This is a genomic window from Micromonospora sp. NRRL B-16802, assembly GCF_001279555.1.
In the GTDB taxonomy this organism is placed as follows: domain Bacteria; phylum Actinomycetota; class Actinomycetes; order Mycobacteriales; family Micromonosporaceae; genus Micromonospora; species Micromonospora profundi.
Map to the genome: position 1 here is coordinate 1 of NZ_LGEB01000070.1, position 18,268 is coordinate 18,268.

Here is an 18,268-nt window from a genome sequence, read left to right on the forward strand (position 1 = left end):
CGCCGTGCCCGCCCTCCGCGCGCCGTGCCCGCCCTCCGCGCGCCGTGCCCGCCCTCCGCGCGCCGTGCCTGTCCCCGTGCCTGTCCTCCGCGCTGCAGTCCCGCCCCGTTGCCCCGCGCTGCGCTCCTCGCCTGCCGTCCCCGCCCCGTTGTCCTCGCGTTGAGGTGCCCGCGTTTCGCCCGGCGCGCTGTCCTCCCGAGCCGTCCCCGCTGCCCTCGCGCGCTGTCCTCGCCCCGTTGTTCTCGCGCCGCCGTCCCCCGCGTGTCGCCGCGCTGCCTGGCGCTCAGCGCAACATCTCCCCGCCCGCGTCGATCATGGAGTTGTGGTGCCTCACAAAGCAGGTGGAAATAGCTGTTTCCGCCCACCACACCTCCATGATCGACGGGGTGACGCGAGCCTTCACCCCCCGCGCCCCGCTCCCGGGCCGGCGCACTCGCCGATCTTGCACTTCCTGCCGCGACTAATGCCCGCAACAGCGACATTTCCGCGACAGCAACTGCAAGATCGGCGGGGCGGGGCGGGGCGGGGCGGGGCGGGGCAGGGTGATGCCGCAGGGCCCGAGTCGGTGGGACCTGCCGGTCAGGGCAGTCGCGGTGGAGTCCAGCCCGGCAGAGGGCTGGACTGGCGTACTACGGGGTTTGCTCTTTGCGGGTTTGGTCGGCCAGGTGGGTTGGCATGGGGTCGTGACGAACGAAGTGGCGGCGGAACGTGCCGGTGCCGGCGGTCAGGGAGCGCAGCTCGACGGCGTACCGGAGCAGTTCGGTGGCGGGCACCTCGGCCCTGATCAGGGTGCGGCCCTCGACCTCGGGGTCCGGTTCGGTGCCGAGCACCCGGCCGCGCCTGCTGGACAGGTCGCCCATGACGGTGCCCACGGAACCGTCGGGCACTCGGATGCGTACCTCGTCGATGGGTTCGAGCAGTGCTGGTTGGCCGCGTTCGGCGGCGTCGCGCAGGGCCAGGGCGCCGGCGGTCTGGAAGGCCGCGTCGGACGAGTCGACGCTGTGGGCCTTGCCGTCGACGAGGGTCACCCGCAGGTCCACGACCGGGTGGCCGGCGACCAGGCCGCGCTCCAGTTGGGTGCGTACGCCCTTCTCCACGGACGGGATGTAGTTGTGCGGCACGGCGCCGCCGACAATCCGGTCGACGAACTCGAAGCCTGCGCCGCGCGGCAGCGGCTCGACCTCGATGTCGCAGACCGCGTACTGGCCGTGGCCGCCGGACTGCTTGACGTGCCGGCCGTGTCCCTTCGCCGGCACGGTGAGCGTCTCGCGCAGCGACACCTTGACGGGTTCGGTGTCCAGTTCGACGCCACCGGCGCGCAGCCGGTCGAGCACCACGTCGGCGTGCGCCTCGCCCATGCACCACAGCACCAGTTGGTGGGTTTCCGGGTTGCGCTCCAGCCGCAGGGTGGGGTCGCCGGCGACGAGCCGGGCCAGGTTGCGGGCCAGCGCGTCCTCGTCGGCGCGGCTGCGGGCGACGATCGCCACCGGCAGCAGTGGTTCGGGCATCTCCCAGGGTGCGATCAGCAGCGGGTCGTCCTTGGCCGAGATGGTGTCGCCGGTTTCGGCGCTTCCCGACTTGGTGATGGCGCAGAGGTCACCGGCGACGCAGAGCGGCACCTCCCGCAGGGTGGCGCCCAGCGGGGTGTAGATGTGTCCGACGCGCTCGTCGGCGTCGTGGTCGGGGTGCCCGCGTTCGGCCATGCCGTGCCCGGAGACGTGCATCGTCAGGTCGGGGCGCAGCGTTCCGGAGAAGACCCGGACCAGGGAGACGCGGCCGACGTGCCGGTCCACGGTGGTCTTGACCACCTCGGCGACGAGCGGCCCGTCCGGGTCGCAGGTCAGCGGCGGGCGGGGTGAGCCGTCCACGCCTGTCACTGCGGGCAGCTCGTGCTCCAGGGGCGACGGAAACGCGGCGGTCAGCACCTCAAGTAGCGCGTCGAGGCCGACGCCGGTCGCGGCGCAGACGGGCACCACCGGGTAGAAGTGGCCCCGGGCGACAGCCTTCTCCAGGTCGTCGATCAGTACCGCGGTGTCGATCTCCTCGCCGTCGAGGTAGCGGTCCATGAGCGTCTCGTCCTCGCTCTCGGCGATGATCCCTTCGATCAGCTCGTTGCGGGACTCGTCGATGGCGGGCTGGTGCTGCGGGTCCGGGTCACGCACGTCGGCGGGGAGCCCGGCGGTGTAGTCGAATACCCGGCGGGTGATCAGACCGAGCAGGCCCTCGGTGGAGACACCGTCGTCGCCGAGCATCGGCAGGTAGAGGGGCATCACGTTGTCGCCGAAGAGACGCTGGCACAGCGCCACGGCCTCGTCGAAGTCGGCGCGCGGCTGGTCCAGCCGGGCCACCGCGACCGCGCGCGGCATGTCGACCGCCGCGCACTCCTCCCACAGCGCCACCGTGGCCGCGTCCATCCCGCCGGCCGCCGAGACGACGAAGATCGCGGCGTCGGCGGCCCGCAGGCCGGCGCGCAGCTCACCGACGAAGTCGGCGTACCCGGGGGTGTCCAGGAGGTTGACCTTGATGCCGTTGTGCAGCAGCGGCGCGCAGGACAGGCTCACCGAGCGCTGCTGGCGTACGGCTGCCGGATCGTGGTCGCCGACGGTGGTGCCGTCGACCACGCTGCCGGCCCGGCCGATCGTGCCGGTCGCTGCGAGCAGGGCCTCGACGAGGGTCGTCTTGCCCGCTCCGGAATGCCCGACGAGCACCACGTTGCGAACCCGGTCGGGCTCGGTCATCGCCGGCACGCCGCCGGTGGGACCCTTCTCGTGACTTTTCTGCGCCATGGGGGCGCACCTCCCTCAGCCGGTGGTGGGTGGCGACCGCCGCGCGACGGGAAGCGGCCCGGGGCGAGTGCGCGGCGATATCCTCCGGTGGTCTGCTGCACAGCGGGAACGGGACGGGCGGACGGGTGAGCTGGCTCACCCCCCGGCTCGATCTCACACCTGTCGCCGGACACGCACAAGCCTGCCCGGCGGGTCGGAGGGGCGGGCCGTATCGCCGGAGATGGACGGACCGTTATCGTGGGACCGCCATGGCGAAGATCTTCCAAGTGTCGGCCCGCGCGGGGATGACCCGCGTCGTAGAGCCGATCGCCCGCGCCCTGCTGCGCGCGGGCGTCACCCCCAATGCCGTCACCGTCGCGGGCACCGTTGGTGTGCTCGTCGGCGCGCTCGGCTTCGGTGCCCGCGGCCACCTGGTCGCGGGCGCGTTGATCGTCACCTTTTTCGCGCTCACCGACCTGCTCGACGGGACGATGGCCCGGATGAGCGGCGGTTCCACCAGGTTCGGGGCGTTCCTCGACTCGAGCATGGACCGGGTCGCTGACAGTGCCGTCTTCGGCGCTGTCGCGTACTGGCTGGCCACCCAGGGCAACCATTCCGGGGTGGCCGCCGCGCTGCTCTGCCTGGCCGCCGGCGCTCTGGTCTCCTACGTGAAGGCCCGCGCCGAAGGGCTCGGGATGACCTGCAACGTGGGCATCGCCGAGCGCACCGAACGGCTGCTCATCGTCGGCGTCGGCGGCATCCTCACCGGCCTGAACGTCAAGCCGGCGCTGGAGATCGCGCTCTGGCTGCTCGCCGCCGTCTCGATCTTCACGGTGGGCCAGCGGGTGGCGCACGTCTACCGGCAGGCCCAGCAGCTCCAGCCGGACGGCCAGGCGTGAGCGCCGTGGCGCGCTCGGGTCGCGCGCTGCCTGCGCCGCGCCACACGACCGGCGGCCGGGCCGCGTGAACCTGACCGAGCTGGGGTACGTCGCCGGCTGGCGGCTGGCCCGCGCGCTGCCCCGGCCGGTGGTGGCCGCGGCGTTCCAGGCGGGCGCGGACCGCGCGTACCGCAGGGCCGGCGGGGGTACGTCCCGACTGCGCGCGAACCTGCGCCGGGTGGTCGGCCCGGAGATGCCCGAGGTCGAGCTGGACGACCTGGTCAAGCGCGGTCTGCGCTCGTACGCCAGGTACTGGATGGAGGCGTTCCGGCTGCCCTCGTTGAGCCGGGAGCAGATCCTGGGTGGCTTCCGCCTCGACGGTGCGGAGCTGCTGGCCGCGGACGTCGCCGCAGGCCGGGGTGCGGTGGTGGCCCTGCCGCACGCCGGCAACTGGGACGCGGCGGGCGCCTGGGTCGCGGCAACCGGTTGGCCGATCACCACCGTCATGGAACGGCTCAAGCCGGAGGGGGTGTACGAGCGGTTCATCGCCTTCCGGAAGGGCCTCGGGATGGAGATCCTGCCGACCCACGGTGGGCCGCGTCCGGCGTTCGACGTGCTGCTGGACCGCGTGCGCGCGGGTGCCGTGGTGCCGCTGCTGGCCGACCGTGACCTGTCGGCCCGGGGCGTGGAGGTGGATTTCTTCGGCGCGAAGACGCGCATGCCGGCGGGGCCGGCGCTGCTCGCGCTGCACACCGGTGCGCCGCTCTACGTGGCCTCGATGTGGTACGAACCGGACGCCGCGTGCGCGTCGCTTGCCGGGCCGCTGCCGGTGCCGGGGCCCGAGGTGGGTCCGCTTGACCAGCGGGTACGGTCGCTGACCCAGATGATCGCCGACCGTCTGGCGGCGGGTATCGCCGACAATCCGCAAGACTGGCACATGTTGCAGCGGATGTGGCTGGACCAGCGAGGGTCGGGCGACGCGGCAACGTCCGCACCGGCCTCGGGTCGGTCCTGAAGGGGGTGGGCTCGGTGCGCGCGAGGAGTGCAGCGCAGCGGAGCCCCGCGGTCGTGGACGAGGGGCGCTGACGTATGCGGATCGGCATCGTCTGCCCGTACTCCTTCGATGTTCCTGGCGGGGTGCAGAACCACGTCGTCGACCTCGCGGAGGCGTTGATCGCCCTGGGGCACGAGGTCAGTGTGCTCGCGCCGGCCGATGAGGATTCTGCGCTGCCGGAGTACGTGGTGTCGGCCGGTCGGGCGGTGCCTCTGCCGTACAACGGGTCGGTGGCCCGGATCGCGTTCGGCCCGGTTTCCACGGCTCGGGTCCGGCGGTGGCTCACCAACGGTGATTTCGACGTGCTGCACGTGCACGAGCCGCTCACGTTGAGCCTCTCGCTGTTGGCGGTGTTGTCCGCCCGTGGCCCGGTGGTGGCCACGTTCCACACGGCGATGACACGTTCGCGGGTGCTGGCCGCCGCGCAGGGCGTGTTGCAGATCGTGTTGGAGCGGATCACCGCCCGGATCGCGGTGAGCGCGCTGGCCCGCAAGGTCCAGGTGGAGCACATGGACGGCGGCGCTGTGGAGATTCCCAACGGGGTGGCGGTGGCGAAGTTCGCCGACGTCGAGCCGCTGCCCGGCTGGCCGGGGGAGTGCGGTGCGGGCTCCGGGGGCACGTTGGGTTTTCTGGGCCGCTTCACCGAGGCGCGCAAGGGGTTCCCGGTGCTGCGGGACGCTTTCGTGTCGTTGGCCGAGTCCCGGCCGGGGTTGCGGCTGCTGGTCGCCGGCCCGGGTGATCCCGATGACCTGTTTGACCAGTTTCCGGCCGCGTTGCATGACCGGGTGACCTTCCTGGGGTTGGTCTCGGAGTCGGACAAGGCGCGGATGCTGCGCAGTGTGCACCTGTATGTGGCGCCGAACACGGGTGGCGAGTCGTTCGGGATGATCCTGACCGAGGCGCTGGCTGCGGGCACCACCGTGGTGGCGAGCGATCTGGACGCGTTCCGCCGGGTGCTGGACGGTGGGCGGGCGGGGCGGCTCTTTCCGACGGGGGACGCGGTGGGGCTGCGCGACGCGCTGGCCGAGTTGCTTGACGATCCGGACGGGCGGGCCGTGCTGAGCGCCTGCGGTGATCAGGTGGTGGCGAATTTCGACTGGCCGGTGGTTGCTCGTCGTGTTCTGGAGGTATACGCAGCGGCGATCGAGGCGACCGACGGACGGGTCATCGACCAGGAATGGGTGGGGCTGGGCTGAGCCGATGTGACGGATGGCGGCTGCTGGTGACAGGGTGACCGGCGAGGACGCGCACAGTCGGAGAAACGGAGCAGCACTACGATGCCGCACATGTGGTGGGTGGTGGCCGCGAGTGTGGTCGTGGGGCTGGTCGCGGCGTACCTCATCTGGACCGCCGGCCGGGTCGAGCGGCTGCAGGGCCGCGCGGAGCTTGCGGCGCGGGCCCTGGACGCCCACCTGTTGCGGCGGGCGGCGGCGGCCGCCGTGCTGGCGGAGCGGCGTTTCGGCGTGGAGTTGTACGCGGCGGCGCGGATCGCGTTGGACGCGGCGCCCGAGGAGCGGGAGGCCGCTGAGAACGACCTGACCCGGCAGTTGCGGTCGGTGGAGTTGGACCCGGCGGACCCGGACTGCACGGCGGTGATCGCGGCGAGCCGGCGGCTGGCGTTGTCCCGGCAGGTGCACACCGATCTGGTGCGGGACGCGCGGTCGGCGCGCAGCAGGCCGCTGGTGCGGTTGTTGCGGATGGGGCGGGGTCGGGATTGGCCGCGCTACTTCGACATCGATGATCCGACGCTCGTGGTGCCGGCGGACGTCCCCGCGAACTGATCGGCCACGGAGCCGCCGTCCCGGGCCGGTGACGAGGGCCACAGGGCAGGCCACCGGGGGTCGGATTGGCTGTCGGAGCGGCGTTGAACCGGACGTAGCATTTCGCTGCCACCTCCCACAGCCCGTCCAAGGAGCACCCGTGTCCGACACCACCGCCTCGACCACCGGTAGCGCCCCCGTCGTCGGCACGGCCCGCGTGAAGCGCGGCATGGCCGAGATGCTCAAGGGCGGCGTGATCATGGACGTGGTCAACGCCGAGCAGGCCAAGATCGCCGAGGACGCCGGCGCCGTCGCCGTGATGGCGCTGGAGCGGGTGCCCGCCGACATCCGCGCGCAGGGCGGGGTGTCCCGGATGAGCGACCCCGACATGATCGACGGGATCATCGCGGCGGTCTCCATCCCGGTGATGGCCAAGGCCCGCATCGGTCACTTCGTGGAGGCGCAGATCCTCCAGTCGCTCGGCGTCGACTACGTCGACGAGTCCGAGGTGCTGACCCCTGCGGACTACGCGAACCACATCGACAAGTGGGCGTTCACGGTCCCGTTCGTCTGCGGTGCGACGAACCTGGGCGAGGCGTTGCGCCGCATCACCGAGGGCGCGGCCATGATCCGCTCCAAGGGTGAGGCGGGCACCGGTGACGTCTCCAACGCCACCACCCACATGCGCAAGATCCGGCAGGAGATCCGCCGGCTCTCGTCGCTGCCCACTGACGAGCTCTTCGTCGCGGCCAAGGAGCTGCAGGCCCCGTACGAGCTGGTCAAGGAGGTCGCCGAGACGGGCAAGCTGCCGGTGGTGCTGTTCACGGCCGGTGGGATCGCCACCCCGGCCGACGCGGCGATGATGATGCAGCTCGGTGCGGAGGGTGTCTTCGTCGGCTCGGGCATCTTCAAGGCCGGCAACCCGGCTCAGCGCGCCGCCGCGATCGTCAAGGCGACCACCTTCCACGACGACCCCGACGTGCTGGCGAAGGTCTCCCGTGGTCTCGGCGAGGCCATGGTCGGCATCAACGTCGACGAGATCCCGCAGCCGCACCGCCTGGCCGAGCGCGGCTGGTGAGTAAGGAAGGGCACCTTTTTAACGCCTGATGCATAGGAAGGGCCCCCTCCTAACAAGCTGACGGCGACGAGAGGAACTGTGACATGAGCGGCGTACCCGTGATCGGTGTGCTCGCCCTCCAGGGTGACGTGCGCGAGCACGTCGCCGCGCTCGTGGCGGCCGGCGCGGACGCACGTCCGGTGCGCCGGGCGAGCGAGCTGGACGAGGTGGACGCGCTGGTGATCCCCGGAGGGGAGTCCACCACGATCAGCAAGCTCGCCGACATCTTCGAGCTGCGCGAGCCCATCGACAAGCGCATCGCGGACGGCATGCCTGTCTACGGCTCCTGCGCGGGGATGATCATGCTTGCCTCCGAGGTCCTCGACGGACGACCCGACCAGCGTGGTTTCGCCGGCATCGACATGACAGTGCGCCGCAACGCCTTCGGCCGGCAGGTCGACTCGTTCGAAGCGCCCGTGGAGATCAGCGGGGTGCCGGGGGAACCGTTCCACGCGGTCTTCATCCGCGCACCCTGGGTGGAGCGGGTCGGCGACGGCGTCCAGGTGCTCGGCACCGTGACCGGGGGGCCGAGCGCCGGCCGGATCGTGGCGGTGCGCCAGGGCAACCTGCTGGCCACCTCGTTCCACCCGGAGTTGACCGGCGACGCGCGGCTGCACGCGTACTTCGTCGACCTGGTCCGCGCCGCCCGCTGACCGCTCGCGTGCCACGCGGGGCAGGGCTCCCCGCCGAGGGCCCGTCGTGCCTGCTCGCGCGGCACGGGGTGGACCGACGCCGTGCCGCGCGTGACAGCCACCAGCCCGACGCCGGTAGGATTGCCGAGATTCGGCGGGGCCAGCTGCCCGTCACGGCTTTCCCGCAGGGCTGACCGGCACCACCGCGTGCGCCGGCGGGGCCGGGGCGTGCGCGGTCGGTCGATGCAGACGGCGGGTAGCAACGGAGGTAGCAGATGTCCGGCCACTCAAAGTGGGCGACGACCAAGCACAAGAAGGCCGTCATCGACGCCAAGCGCGGCAAGATGTTCGCCAAGCTGATCAAGAACGTCGAGGTCGCCGCGCGGACCGGCGGCGGTGATCCGTCCGGCAACCCGACGCTCTTCGACGCCATCCAGAAGGCGAAGAAGAACTCGGTCCCGAACGACAACATCGACCGCGCCGTCAAGCGCGGCTCCGGCCTGGAGGCCGGCGGCGCCGACTGGCAGACCATCATGTACGAGGGTTACGGGCCCAGCGGCGTGGCGATGCTCATCGAGTGCCTCACCGACAACCGCAACCGGGCGGCGACCGAGGTGCGCACCGCGCTGACCCGCAACGGCGGTTCGCTCGCCGACGCGGGCTCGGTGTCGTACATGTTCTCCCGCAAGGGCGTCGTGATCGTCCCCAAGGGCGGCACGACCGAGGACGACGTGATGATGGCCGTCCTCGACGCTGGCGCCGAGGAGGTCAACGACCTGGGCGAGGCCTTCGAGATCGTCTCCGAGCCGACCGACCTCATCCCGGTGCGCACCGCGCTCCAGGACGCCGGCATCGAGTACGAGTCGGCCGAGTCGTCGCTGATCCCGAGCGTCAACGTCCCCCTCGACGAGGAGGGCGCCCGCAAGATCTTCAAGCTGATCGACGTCCTGGAGGACTGCGACGACGTGCAGAACGTCTACGCGAACTTCGACGTCTCCGACGAGGTGATGGAGGCCGTCGGCTGACCCTGCGCGACGTCCGCTGAGGAGGCGTTCCATGGGTGTGGCAAGCGATTCCTCGACGTACGGCGTCCGGCTGCTCGGCACCGGCGTCCTGCACCGTGCCGTCGAGACCGCCGTGCGCCCCCTGCCGACGGACGACGGCCGGGGCGTCGACGTCTTTGTCGCGGACGACCGGTCCGACCAGGTGTCGGCCGCCGCGCGCCGTGCCCGGGCGGCGGGACGGGCGTTCCTGCCGGTGTACCCGACGTTGCGCGGGGTGCGGATCGGCCCGTTCACCGTCGCGGGGCGGTCGGGCTGTCACCACTGTGTCCAGGTGCGGTCCTACCGCGCGCGGGTGGGTGCCGCGCCGCACCGGTCCGCGCTCTGGCAGGGGTTGTACGACGGCACCGTCACCGCGCCCGCCCCGACCTTCGGGACGCCTCTGCGGACCGTCATCGCGGCGCTCGTCGCCGACGAACTGGATCGTGTCGCCCAGGGGGCCGCCGTACGGTGCGACCAGGCGGTGCTGGAGGTCGACACGGCGACGCTGGCGATCTCCCGGCACCGGCTCATCGCCGAGCCGGGATGTGCCCTGTGCGGGGACCTGCCCGACGACGACCCCTCGGCGGGCGATCTGCGGCTGGTGTCCCGGCCGAAGCGGGCGCCGGACGACTACCGGTCACGCAGCCTGCACCAGGAGTACGAGAGCCTGACAGCGGCGACTGTCGACGCGAGGATCGGGCTGTTCTCGTCGGTGACAGTGCACCACAAGGACTCGATGATCGTGGCGGAGGCGGTCGGCGGCCCGGTCTGCTGCGACGAGCTGTCCGGTTTCGGGAGGGCGTTCACGTACCCGGTAAGCGTGTCGGTGGCCATCGCCGAGGCGCTGGAGCGGTTGGGCGGGGACACGCCGCGAGCGCGCCGCACCTCGGTACGGGGCTCGTTCGCCGAGTTGGGAGCCGACCGGGCGATCGATCCGGCCACGCTCGGCGTGCCGCGTACGCCGCCGGACGACCGTTCGGTGCCGTACCGGCCCGACCAGCCGCTGACCTGGGTGTACGCCTACTCGTTCCGACGCGCGGCACCGGTCCTGGTGCCGGAGACCCTCGCCTACTACGGCTCGCACAGCACGGGCTTCGGCCCGGAGAACTCCAACGGTTGCGCCCTGGGCGCCAACCTGGAGGAGGCGATCCTGCACGGGCTCTTCGAGGTCGCCGAGCGCGATGCCTTCTTGGCGACCTGGTACGCGCGCCTGCCGGCCCCGCGCATCGACCCGATGAGTTCGGCCAGCCCGAGGACCCGCCTGCTGGTCCGCTGGTTGGAGCGGACCAGCGGCTGCGAGCTGCACGCCTTCGACATCACCATGCCGGAGGGACTGCCGGCGGTGTGGTTGATGCTCGTGGACGACGATGCGCGCCCGGGGCTGCCCCGCGTGCGTTGCGGTGCGGGTGCCCACCTCGACCCGGAGCGCGCCCTGTGGTCGGCGCTTGTCGAGATCGCCAGCTTCGCCGACGCCACCCGCGCCATGGTGGCCGCCGACACCACAGCTCCGGACCTGGTTGCCGACTCGGATCTGGTCCGCACGATGGAGGACCACCTGTTCGCCGCCGCCAGCCCGGACAGTTGGCCCCGGTTCGGGTTCCTCTACGAACGCCGGGAGGTCCTGTCGATGGCGGCGGCGTTCCCGCCGGAGGGGCGCTACCAGCCCGCCGACGACCTGCTCGCCGATCTCCGGCACGTGGTGGGGCGTTACCTGGATGCGGGGTTCGACGTGGTGGCGGTCGACCAGACCGGCCGGGAGCAGGAAGCCGTCGGCCTGACCAGCGTCAAGGTGCTGGTTCCCGGTCTGCTGCCGATGTCGTTCGGGCACCGCAACCGGCGTGTCGACCTGCCCCGACTAAGGGAGCTTCCCGTCCGGTTGGGCCACCGGTCCCGGCCGTTGACGCCGGCGGAGGTGAATCCGTACCCCCATCCGTTCCCCTAACCGGTGGCCCCGTACCGGCGGAGGCCGGGTGGCCCCCGCCGGAGCTGGGCCACCCGGCGTGCCCGCTCACAGGAACGGGTGCGGCCCGCTCACAGGAACGGGTGCGGATACGGGTTGAGTTCGTCGAGGCGCAGGGGCTCGTCACGGTCACCGAGGCGTACCGGAAGGTTCAGCAGCCGGTCGCTGTCGCCCAGCCGGCGGCCGTGGCGGCCGAACGCCATCGGGATGGTGCCCGGGATGACGACCTTGACGGCGTGCAGGCCCACAGCGCGGTGCTCGGTCGCGGTCTGGTCCACCACGATGACGTCGGTGCCGTCGTCCAGGTAGCGCCCGACGACGTGCCGCAGGTCGTCGAGCTGGTCGGTGGAGGCGCGATGGCGTCGTGCCGGCGGAAAGGCCTGCTCCATGGTGGCCGGCTCGCCGTCATGGTCGAGGAACCCGAACCGGTGCCAGCCCCGTGGCGCGGCGGCGGCGAACGCGTGGTCGTCGATCTTAAGGATCTCCTCGGGGTGGTCGACCAGGTGGTCCGCGCGCCGGGCGTCGAACTGGAGCCGTACCCGCTCCGCCTCGCCCGCCAACTCCACAAGGGCCGAGCGCAGGGCGCGTTCCGGATCGAGGTGGGCGCCGGAGGTGCAGAACACCTTCGGCTCGTCCGGCCGGTCGTCCTCGTCGACGAGCATGAGCCAGATCGCGGGTACGCCCTCGGGCATTGTGACGTCGAAGGCGCGTACCCGGCTGCCGGTGGTGCGTTCCAACCAGGCCAGCAGCATCCGGGTGTGCGCGCTGGCGCTGCTGGCGGGGTCGAGGCGGCGAGCGGGCCGCCTGGTGAGCCAGGTGCACAGTGTGGCGTCGCGTTCGGCCACCTCGAAGATGCCGTGCAGGATCGCCTCTTCGAGGGTGCTGCCGATCGCGCAGCCGTTTGAGCATTCCAACCCGCCGAAGGTGGCGTGCGCGCCGAAGTAGGCGACGAACTCGGGCACGAGGACTGGGCCGTCGCGGCGGAAGGAGTAGGCGTGGACCCATTCCATCGGCACGTCCGGCCGGTAGCGCTGACCGGGCGGCGCGTTCGTGGCCAGGCCCAGCGTGTCGGGGTCGACGGCCCGTTCGGACCCCAGGTCGTCGAAGGACGCGCGCACCACTGTGCGTCGGGCCCTGGCCCGCATGCCGCCGAGCCGGTCCAGGGTCTCTGCGATCGACACCGCCACGCTGTCGGGGTAGCTGAGCGTGCGGGCGTAGCCGGTGCAGTCCGTGCAGCACACCGGCCCGCTCAACGCCTCGGTCACCACCATCGGTCCGTGGTGCCGCACCAGCAGCGACGCGATCACACCGGTCTGCGGATCGACCAGGCTACGCGTCAACTCGGCGTGCTCGTCGCCCAGCCGTCGGGCCCGGTAGCTGCCCGGTTCCGCCTTCGGTTGCGACCCCAGCGGCAGCACACCGGCCTGCGGCGAGTCCTCGACCGGGGTGCCGCAGCCCTCGCAGCACGGGTCGGGCAGGAACGCATGCCTGTCGATCGAGGCCGTCGTGGTCGACACGTCCAGCACCGCGCCGGCCGTGCGTGACATCGCGCCCGCGGCCAGCAGCCGTGCCTCGTCGGCGACCAGAGCCTGCACGACGGTACGCACCGGCGACCCCAGCGGCGGACCCGGCTTGCCTTCACGCGCCTTGGCCGTCGCCCGTTCCTGTTCTGACGCGACGGCCTCGTTGCGGGTCTGCCGCGTCGCCACGCACCGCCCGCATCCTCCGACGCCGGGCACCACCAGCGGGCCGACACGTACCCGGTCCCAGCGCACCGTTACTGTCAACCAGGCGCCGTCCGTCGGCGGTTCCGCCCGCCCGGTCCCGTCCTCGACCGGTACGTCCAGCGCCGATCGCAGCGATTCGGCAAGCGTCGGGCTGTCGGCCACCCAGACCCCGGCGAGCACCGGCGGGGCTGCCTGGCTCATGCCGACACCGCCGAGGCGACAGCCACGAAGGGCAACGCGGCCCGGACCGCCGGCCCACCGTCGAGGCGTCGGACGACGATCCGCAGCCCGTCCGCTGCTGCCTCGTCGAGCAGCCGTGTCAAGCATCCGTCCCAGTCGACCGCCGCGCCCGGCTCGACGCCCACGTCACATCCGGGTGGGCAGGGCTGGCCAGCCAGTTGGGCGAGCGCGGCCTGCGCGGCGGCCGTCAGCGCGCTGTGCGCGTCGACCGAGCAGGACCTCGCCAGCCAGGTGCCGCCGCCGCCGACGAAGACCGTCGGCGGTTCCGCGTCGGCGCGCCACGCGTACAGCGGGGTACCCAGGATGGCGGCGTTCTCGGCCAGCGGCCGGGCGGCCGCCGGCCAGACCGACGGGGCCAGCCATCCATCGCCGGTGTCCGCTCCGGCCTGCGGGGCGGGCGGCGCGACGACGCGCGCGAGCGTGTGGTGCAGGCGCAGGATCGCCCGCACCTGCGCCTCGGGCCAGGTGAGGCCGCCGGCCACGGCCACCCGGACGGCGGCGTCGGCGCGGGCGTCGGCGTCCGGGTCCACCGCGGCGGCGATCGTCTCCAGAGCGACGGTCGCGGCGCGTCGCAGCGCCTCGGACCGGGTGTTGCCCACGGTGGTCACGACCTGTGGCTCCTTGCCGGCCGCCAGCGGGTCGGTGATGCTCGCGTCGACAGTGTTCAGCGGCAGTTGGGCGTGGTCGCCCGTGTCGAGCCGCAGGATCGGTCCCAAGCGTTCGTCGACCAACCCGGCGACCGCCGCCGAGAAACCTTCGGGGTCGGTGCTCGTACCGTCGGTCGGCGTGGCTGACGCCGCCGTGCCGCACATCGGGCACCGGGCGTGGGGGGTCACTGCGTGTTCGCTGGTCAGGGTGGTGTCCAGCGCCACCCGGGTGACAAGTGAAGTGTCGTCCTGCGCCCCAAGGGCGTGCCGGAAGTAGGCGAAGGACAGCTTGGCGCCGAGCAGGGAGGCCAGCGGGGCGGAGAGGTACGGCTCGACGCGTACCGGGTCGTCGGCTTCCAACACGGCCCGCAGGCGACTGCCCTCCACGGCCGCGGAGCGCAGATTCCACCACAGACACTCGGCGCAGGCGTCGACACCCGTCGGCCCGAGCCAGGCATCCCCGGTCAGCGGCAGCGAGTGCAGCACAGGCACGGCGGCGGCGCGGCCGGCGCGGGCCAGCGCGCGGGCCCGCGAGGGCATGCAGCGGTCGCTGGCGTGCAGTACGGCGTCGTACCCGTCGACGAGCGCGCGGACCCCGGCGGCGTCGTCCCACCGCTGCGGCTCGTCCACCACTGTGAGGTCCAGGAGCGGGTCGTCGGCCCGGCACCGCTGGAGCACCCGCTGGTACGTGTCGGGGTCCTCGCCTGCCACCTCGGCGGTCCGCAGCAGCGCCGGGGCTCGCAGGCCCAGCTTGTACAGGGACTGCATCAGCGCCGCCATCGTCGCCCCGGCGCCGACGAGCAGCACCCGGCTGGTGCGGAACGCCTCGAACCGACTCACCGGCGCGTTGCCGACGTGCTCGGCGAACGCGATCTCGTCGCGGTACCGGGACAACTCCTCGGCGGACAACGTGTGGGGCGGGTCGGTGTCGACGTCGCGGGCCAGCTTGCGGTGCAGCAGTTGCGTGACCAGGTCGGTGACAGCGCGGCGGTGCGCCTCGGGCAGACCCTCGGTCAGCTCGTCAATGGTCCGTTCGCCTGTGAGGTGCGCGGCGAGCCGGTCCACAAGCGCGTACGCCGAACGGCCGGTGATGTGTGCGGCGCCGGTCGCCGTCTCCAGGTAGACGCCGTCGTCGACCTCGACGTAGGTGCAGTCGTCACGCAGTTTCGGTCTCATCGGTTCGCCTCTCCCACGTTTGCCGAGGGCATCCACCTCGGACGTAGATATCCCATCCGGACCAGCACGTTTCTGGCCGGGTCGTCGAACGCCTGCCGTCCGTGCAGGTACCGGGTGTTGTCCACCACGACGGTGTCGCCGGCCTGCCACGGCACGGCCACCGTCAGCCGCCTGGCGACCTGTCGGACCTCGTCGAGCAGGTCGGGTGGGATCGGGCCGCCCTGGGCCAGTCGCACCCGCAGTTGCCCCTCGACGTAGTCGTCGGCGTCGGGGGCGGTGATGAGCAACGAGTTGCAGAACGTGGGTACGCCCCCGAACAGCGTCGGCGGCGTGCACGGGGTGCCGAACGCGATCGTCAGGACGTCGCCGTCGAATCCGGCGTCGATCGTCTGCCAGGGCAGCAGATGCGCGGCCCAACCGCGCACGTACCGGATCGCCGCCGCCCGGTCGGTCGTGCCGGTCAGCGCCGGCCAGTGCTCGGGGCCCAGCGGCGTCTCCCACACGATGTCCAGCCCCGTCAGGGTGGCCCGGGTCGCGGGCTCCAAGGTGTCCAGCAGCGCCACCCCGTCGCAGAGGGTGGTCGCGCCACCGACCGCCGCGGGTCGTACACAGTGGAAGGTCAGCAGGTCGGGCGCGCCCGGCAGGTAGGAGGCCTCCCGGTGCAGCGGAATGCCCTCGGTGCCGCAGGTCACGGTGGTGGTGGTGGGGTCGTCGGGGACCAGGTCCCGCTCATTGCTGATCCGGTTCTCGTGCCGCAGCGGCTCCATCACCGCGTCACCGAGGGCCTGGAACGCCTCGCGGGGTGCGGGCACCCCCCGGATCAGGGCCGCTCCGTCCGCGATGACCGTGGCCAACACCGCCTCGGGCGCGGCATCCGCGACGATCGGGATCGGGCTAGTGTCCATGCCGTCGCTCCTGCCAACTGGCTGCGGCTACCGGGTCGACCGCCGGGACCGACAACAGGCCCGGGCACGGGCCTGCGGTGCCGAGGTGGACCTGCACCATCGTGGTGTGCCCCGGCGGCAGGGTGAGAAGCGTGCGTACCGCTGTCGGCACGAAGCTGAGGGCGGGGCGGGTGGCGGCGCCGACGGCGGCGCCGCTCAGGCAGATCCGCTGCACGACCGCCCCGGTGAGGATGAGAAGCAGGCGGTACGACAAGGGATCCAACCGCTCGGGAGGGCAGCCGGCGACGGCGTAGATCGTCGCGCCGGCGTTGAGCAGCCGGCCCGAGAGGCTGTCCGTGGCCTGCGTCATCTGCCCTCCCGTCGCCGCGCTGTTCGTGGCGGTCAGGGTGTGGCTTGCGGGGTCGTAGCGGTACGCGCCGGGGGCGATGCCCTGCACGGAGCTGACGGCGCACCACAACAGGGGGCGCAGGTCGGGGTGGACCGGGTCCGTCGCGAGTTCGCGTCCGGCGTGGGCGAGCACGTCGGACAGTTGCGCCAGGGTCAGCCCCGGCCGCATGCCTCCGGAGGACCGGCGTCGCGGCAGCGCCGCCCGTAGGTCGAGCGCCGACGGCGCGGGCAGTCGTACCGGCTCGTCGGCCGTGGTGCCGACCGCTGCCGGTGCCGCCGCTGGCCGGTCCGTCGTGCTCGCGCCTCCGGCCCGGCAGGCGTCGTGCAACGCGAGCGCGCTGGTATGGACTGTGGCCAGCACCTCCCGGTCGACGTCCAGCCCGTGTTCGGTAAGCCCTGGTTCGATCGCGCCCAGCGGCGCCGCGGACGGCGCGGCCGGCCCGCCGCACTCCACTACCGCGTAGACGCTCTCGACGGTGCTGTCGAGGGCGAGCAGGTCGTCGAGCCTGGCGCTGTCGAACGAGAGGTGCACCCGGCCGGACGGAAAGACGGTGAGCGCCTGGGCGGCCAGCACCCCGATGTCGGTGGCGGTGATCTGGTAGCTGAAGGTGGTGTATTTGTGGGTGTTCTTCCACGGCCGGCAGGTCAGCAGCAGGGCGTTCGGCTGCCGCACCGGGTGTCGCAGCGCCTCGGCCAGGTGCGGTGCCGGGTCGCCCGTGCGCAGCAACTCCAGGCAGTGGTGCACCTGGTCGTAGTGGTACAGCCCGGCAGCCAGACCCAGCGACCCGTTCCAGGACAGGTAGATCTCGCCGGGATAGAACGCGCCGCCGGACGGCGCGCTGCGGCGCAGGGCATTACTGCCCCCGCCGTAACGGCCGGTGTCGGCGATGTGCGCCGGGTATCCGGTGATGACGGAGACGGCCGCCGGTGACAGGTGGTCGACGCGGGTCGGCGCGAAGGCCAGCAGGGCCGCGTTGAGCCAGTCGAGGTCGCCCTCGCCGTCCCCGGGTGCTCCGGGGCCGGGCCAGTGCAACGGCACCCGACGCGCGCCGGCGTACTGTTTGGTCGGTGGCGGGTCACCCGGTGAGCGGATCATCGTGCGACCGATCACCGCCTCCTGGTACGCCCCGACGAGCGATCCCTCGTGAGCGTCGACGGTGGTGCTGACGTTGGACATGTCAGTTCCCTGCGCTTTCGTAGCGGCGAAGTCCCAGGCGGAAGTAGGCCCAGGCGGCGGCCAGAGAGCCGGCGGCGACAAGCGGCGTGAACGCGCCGATCGTCGCCGAGACGCCCTTGCCCAGCAGGCTCGCGGCCGGGAAATATCCCACGAACGCGAGCGGCACCATCGTCACCACGGTGCGGACACCCACGCCGTACACGGTGATCGGGTAGCGGGCCAGGTCGCCGAGGGTGTGGACGGTGGCGGCCAGCGAGCTGGACGGGCTGAGCAGCCAGAAGGCGGTGCTGTTTGTGGCCAGGTTGATCGCGATCTTCACGAGGATGCCGCTCACCAGCAGGATCAGCGCCCAGGCGACGACCGCCGGACCCCAGTCGACGTCGATGCGGGGCACCGCCAACCCGAGCAGGACCAGCCCGAGCCCCGTCGTGCCGAGGCCGTTCGGGCCGACGGTGGAGCCGGTGACCTGGAGCACCACTGGGTACGGGCGCACCAGCAGGTAGTCGAGCACACCGAGGTTCACGAACGCGGCGAGGTGCCACGTGCCCTCGAACAGGAGCGAGCCGATGCCCTCGGCGAGCACCACCATTGCGTACACGCACATCACCTCCCAGCGCAGCCAGCCACCAAGCGCCGGCACCTGGGCGAAGACGGCCAGGAGGAAGACCACGCCGGCCAGTTGGGTGAGCACTGTCGCGGCGATGAGGATCAGCGCGTCGGTGCGGTACTCCAACACGGCGCGCACGTAGACGCCGAGCATGCGCAGGTAGATCCGGGCGACGGTGGCCAGTTCACGCATG

At 72.1% G+C, this 18,268-nt stretch carries 14 protein-coding genes; 8 read left to right on the forward strand and 6 right to left on the reverse strand.

The features are described from left to right. Positions 1-629 precede the first annotated feature (629 nt). Positions 630-2,786 (reverse strand): elongation factor G-like protein EF-G2, encoded by a 2,157-nt coding sequence (locus tag ADK66_RS19935; RefSeq protein WP_053657535.1) that lies wholly within the window; start codon positions 2,784-2,786, stop codon positions 630-632. A gap of 248 nt (positions 2,787-3,034) precedes the next feature. Between ADK66_RS19935 and pgsA the strand changes: the two genes are divergently transcribed. The 8 genes from pgsA to ADK66_RS19975 all read left to right on the forward strand — a co-directional run bounded on the left by pgsA (position 3,035) and on the right by ADK66_RS19975 (position 11,191). Continuing rightward, positions 3,035-3,664 (forward strand): phosphatidylinositol phosphate synthase, encoded by a 630-nt coding sequence (gene pgsA, locus ADK66_RS19940; RefSeq protein WP_053657537.1) that lies wholly within the window; start codon positions 3,035-3,037, stop codon positions 3,662-3,664. A gap of 64 nt (positions 3,665-3,728) precedes the next feature. Continuing rightward, positions 3,729-4,658, forward strand: coding sequence for a phosphatidylinositol mannoside acyltransferase (locus ADK66_RS19945; protein WP_053657538.1), 930 nt, complete (start codon positions 3,729-3,731; stop codon positions 4,656-4,658). Between the two features lie 74 nt (positions 4,659-4,732). Beyond that, positions 4,733-5,893: a glycosyltransferase family 4 protein gene (locus ADK66_RS19950; RefSeq protein ID WP_053657540.1), complete on the forward strand. Its 1,161-nt coding sequence runs from the start codon at positions 4,733-4,735 to the stop codon at positions 5,891-5,893. Positions 5,894-5,974: 81 nt separating this feature from the next. Beyond that, positions 5,975-6,478 carry a hypothetical protein gene (locus ADK66_RS19955; protein ID WP_053657542.1) on the forward strand — a complete coding sequence of 168 codons (504 nt, stop codon included), beginning with the start codon at positions 5,975-5,977 and terminating at the stop codon, positions 6,476-6,478. Positions 6,479-6,617: 139 nt separating this feature from the next. Continuing rightward, positions 6,618-7,535: a pyridoxal 5'-phosphate synthase lyase subunit PdxS gene (gene pdxS / locus ADK66_RS19960; protein ID WP_053657544.1), complete on the forward strand. Its 918-nt coding sequence runs from the start codon at positions 6,618-6,620 to the stop codon at positions 7,533-7,535. 83 nt (positions 7,536-7,618) lie between these two features. After that, the gene (gene pdxT, locus ADK66_RS19965; protein WP_053657546.1) at positions 7,619-8,227 is read left to right on the forward strand and encodes a pyridoxal 5'-phosphate synthase glutaminase subunit PdxT; all 609 of its coding nucleotides are present in this window, start codon (positions 7,619-7,621) and stop codon (positions 8,225-8,227) included. Between the two features lie 254 nt (positions 8,228-8,481). Then, entirely contained in the window at positions 8,482-9,231 is a 750-nt protein-coding gene (locus tag ADK66_RS19970; RefSeq protein ID WP_053657548.1) for a YebC/PmpR family DNA-binding transcriptional regulator, read from the forward strand. A 31-nt stretch (positions 9,232-9,262) separates the two neighbouring features. Then, positions 9,263-11,191 carry a TOMM precursor leader peptide-binding protein gene (locus ADK66_RS19975; RefSeq protein ID WP_053657550.1) on the forward strand — a complete coding sequence of 643 codons (1,929 nt, stop codon included), beginning with the start codon at positions 9,263-9,265 and terminating at the stop codon, positions 11,189-11,191. 89 nt (positions 11,192-11,280) lie between these two features. On the opposite strand, the gene ADK66_RS19980 is transcribed toward ADK66_RS19975, so the two are convergent. From ADK66_RS19980 to ADK66_RS20000, 5 genes are read right to left on the reverse strand one after another with little or no spacing between them, the layout of a single operon-like run. Further along, entirely contained in the window at positions 11,281-13,137 is a 1,857-nt protein-coding gene (locus ADK66_RS19980) for a TOMM precursor leader peptide-binding protein (protein WP_053657552.1), read from the reverse strand. Then, positions 13,134-14,999: a hypothetical protein gene (locus ADK66_RS31925; RefSeq protein WP_053657555.1), complete on the reverse strand. Its 1,866-nt coding sequence runs from the start codon at positions 14,997-14,999 to the stop codon at positions 13,134-13,136. Before ADK66_RS31925 ends, ADK66_RS19980 begins: the two co-directional genes overlap by 4 nt. After that, positions 14,996-15,904, reverse strand: a complete 909-nt coding sequence (locus ADK66_RS19990) for a TauD/TfdA family dioxygenase (RefSeq protein WP_053657557.1) — start codon at positions 15,902-15,904, stop codon at positions 14,996-14,998. The genes ADK66_RS31925 and ADK66_RS19990 overlap by 4 nt, the downstream gene beginning before the upstream one ends. Further along, entirely contained in the window at positions 15,894-17,468 is a 1,575-nt protein-coding gene (locus ADK66_RS19995; RefSeq protein WP_053657559.1) for a SagB family peptide dehydrogenase, read from the reverse strand. The genes ADK66_RS19990 and ADK66_RS19995 overlap by 11 nt, the downstream gene beginning before the upstream one ends. Position 17,469: 1 nt before the next feature. After that, the gene (locus ADK66_RS20000) at positions 17,470-18,267 is read right to left on the reverse strand and encodes an ABC transporter permease (protein ID WP_053657561.1); all 798 of its coding nucleotides are present in this window, start codon (positions 18,265-18,267) and stop codon (positions 17,470-17,472) included. Position 18,268 lies beyond the last annotated feature (1 nt).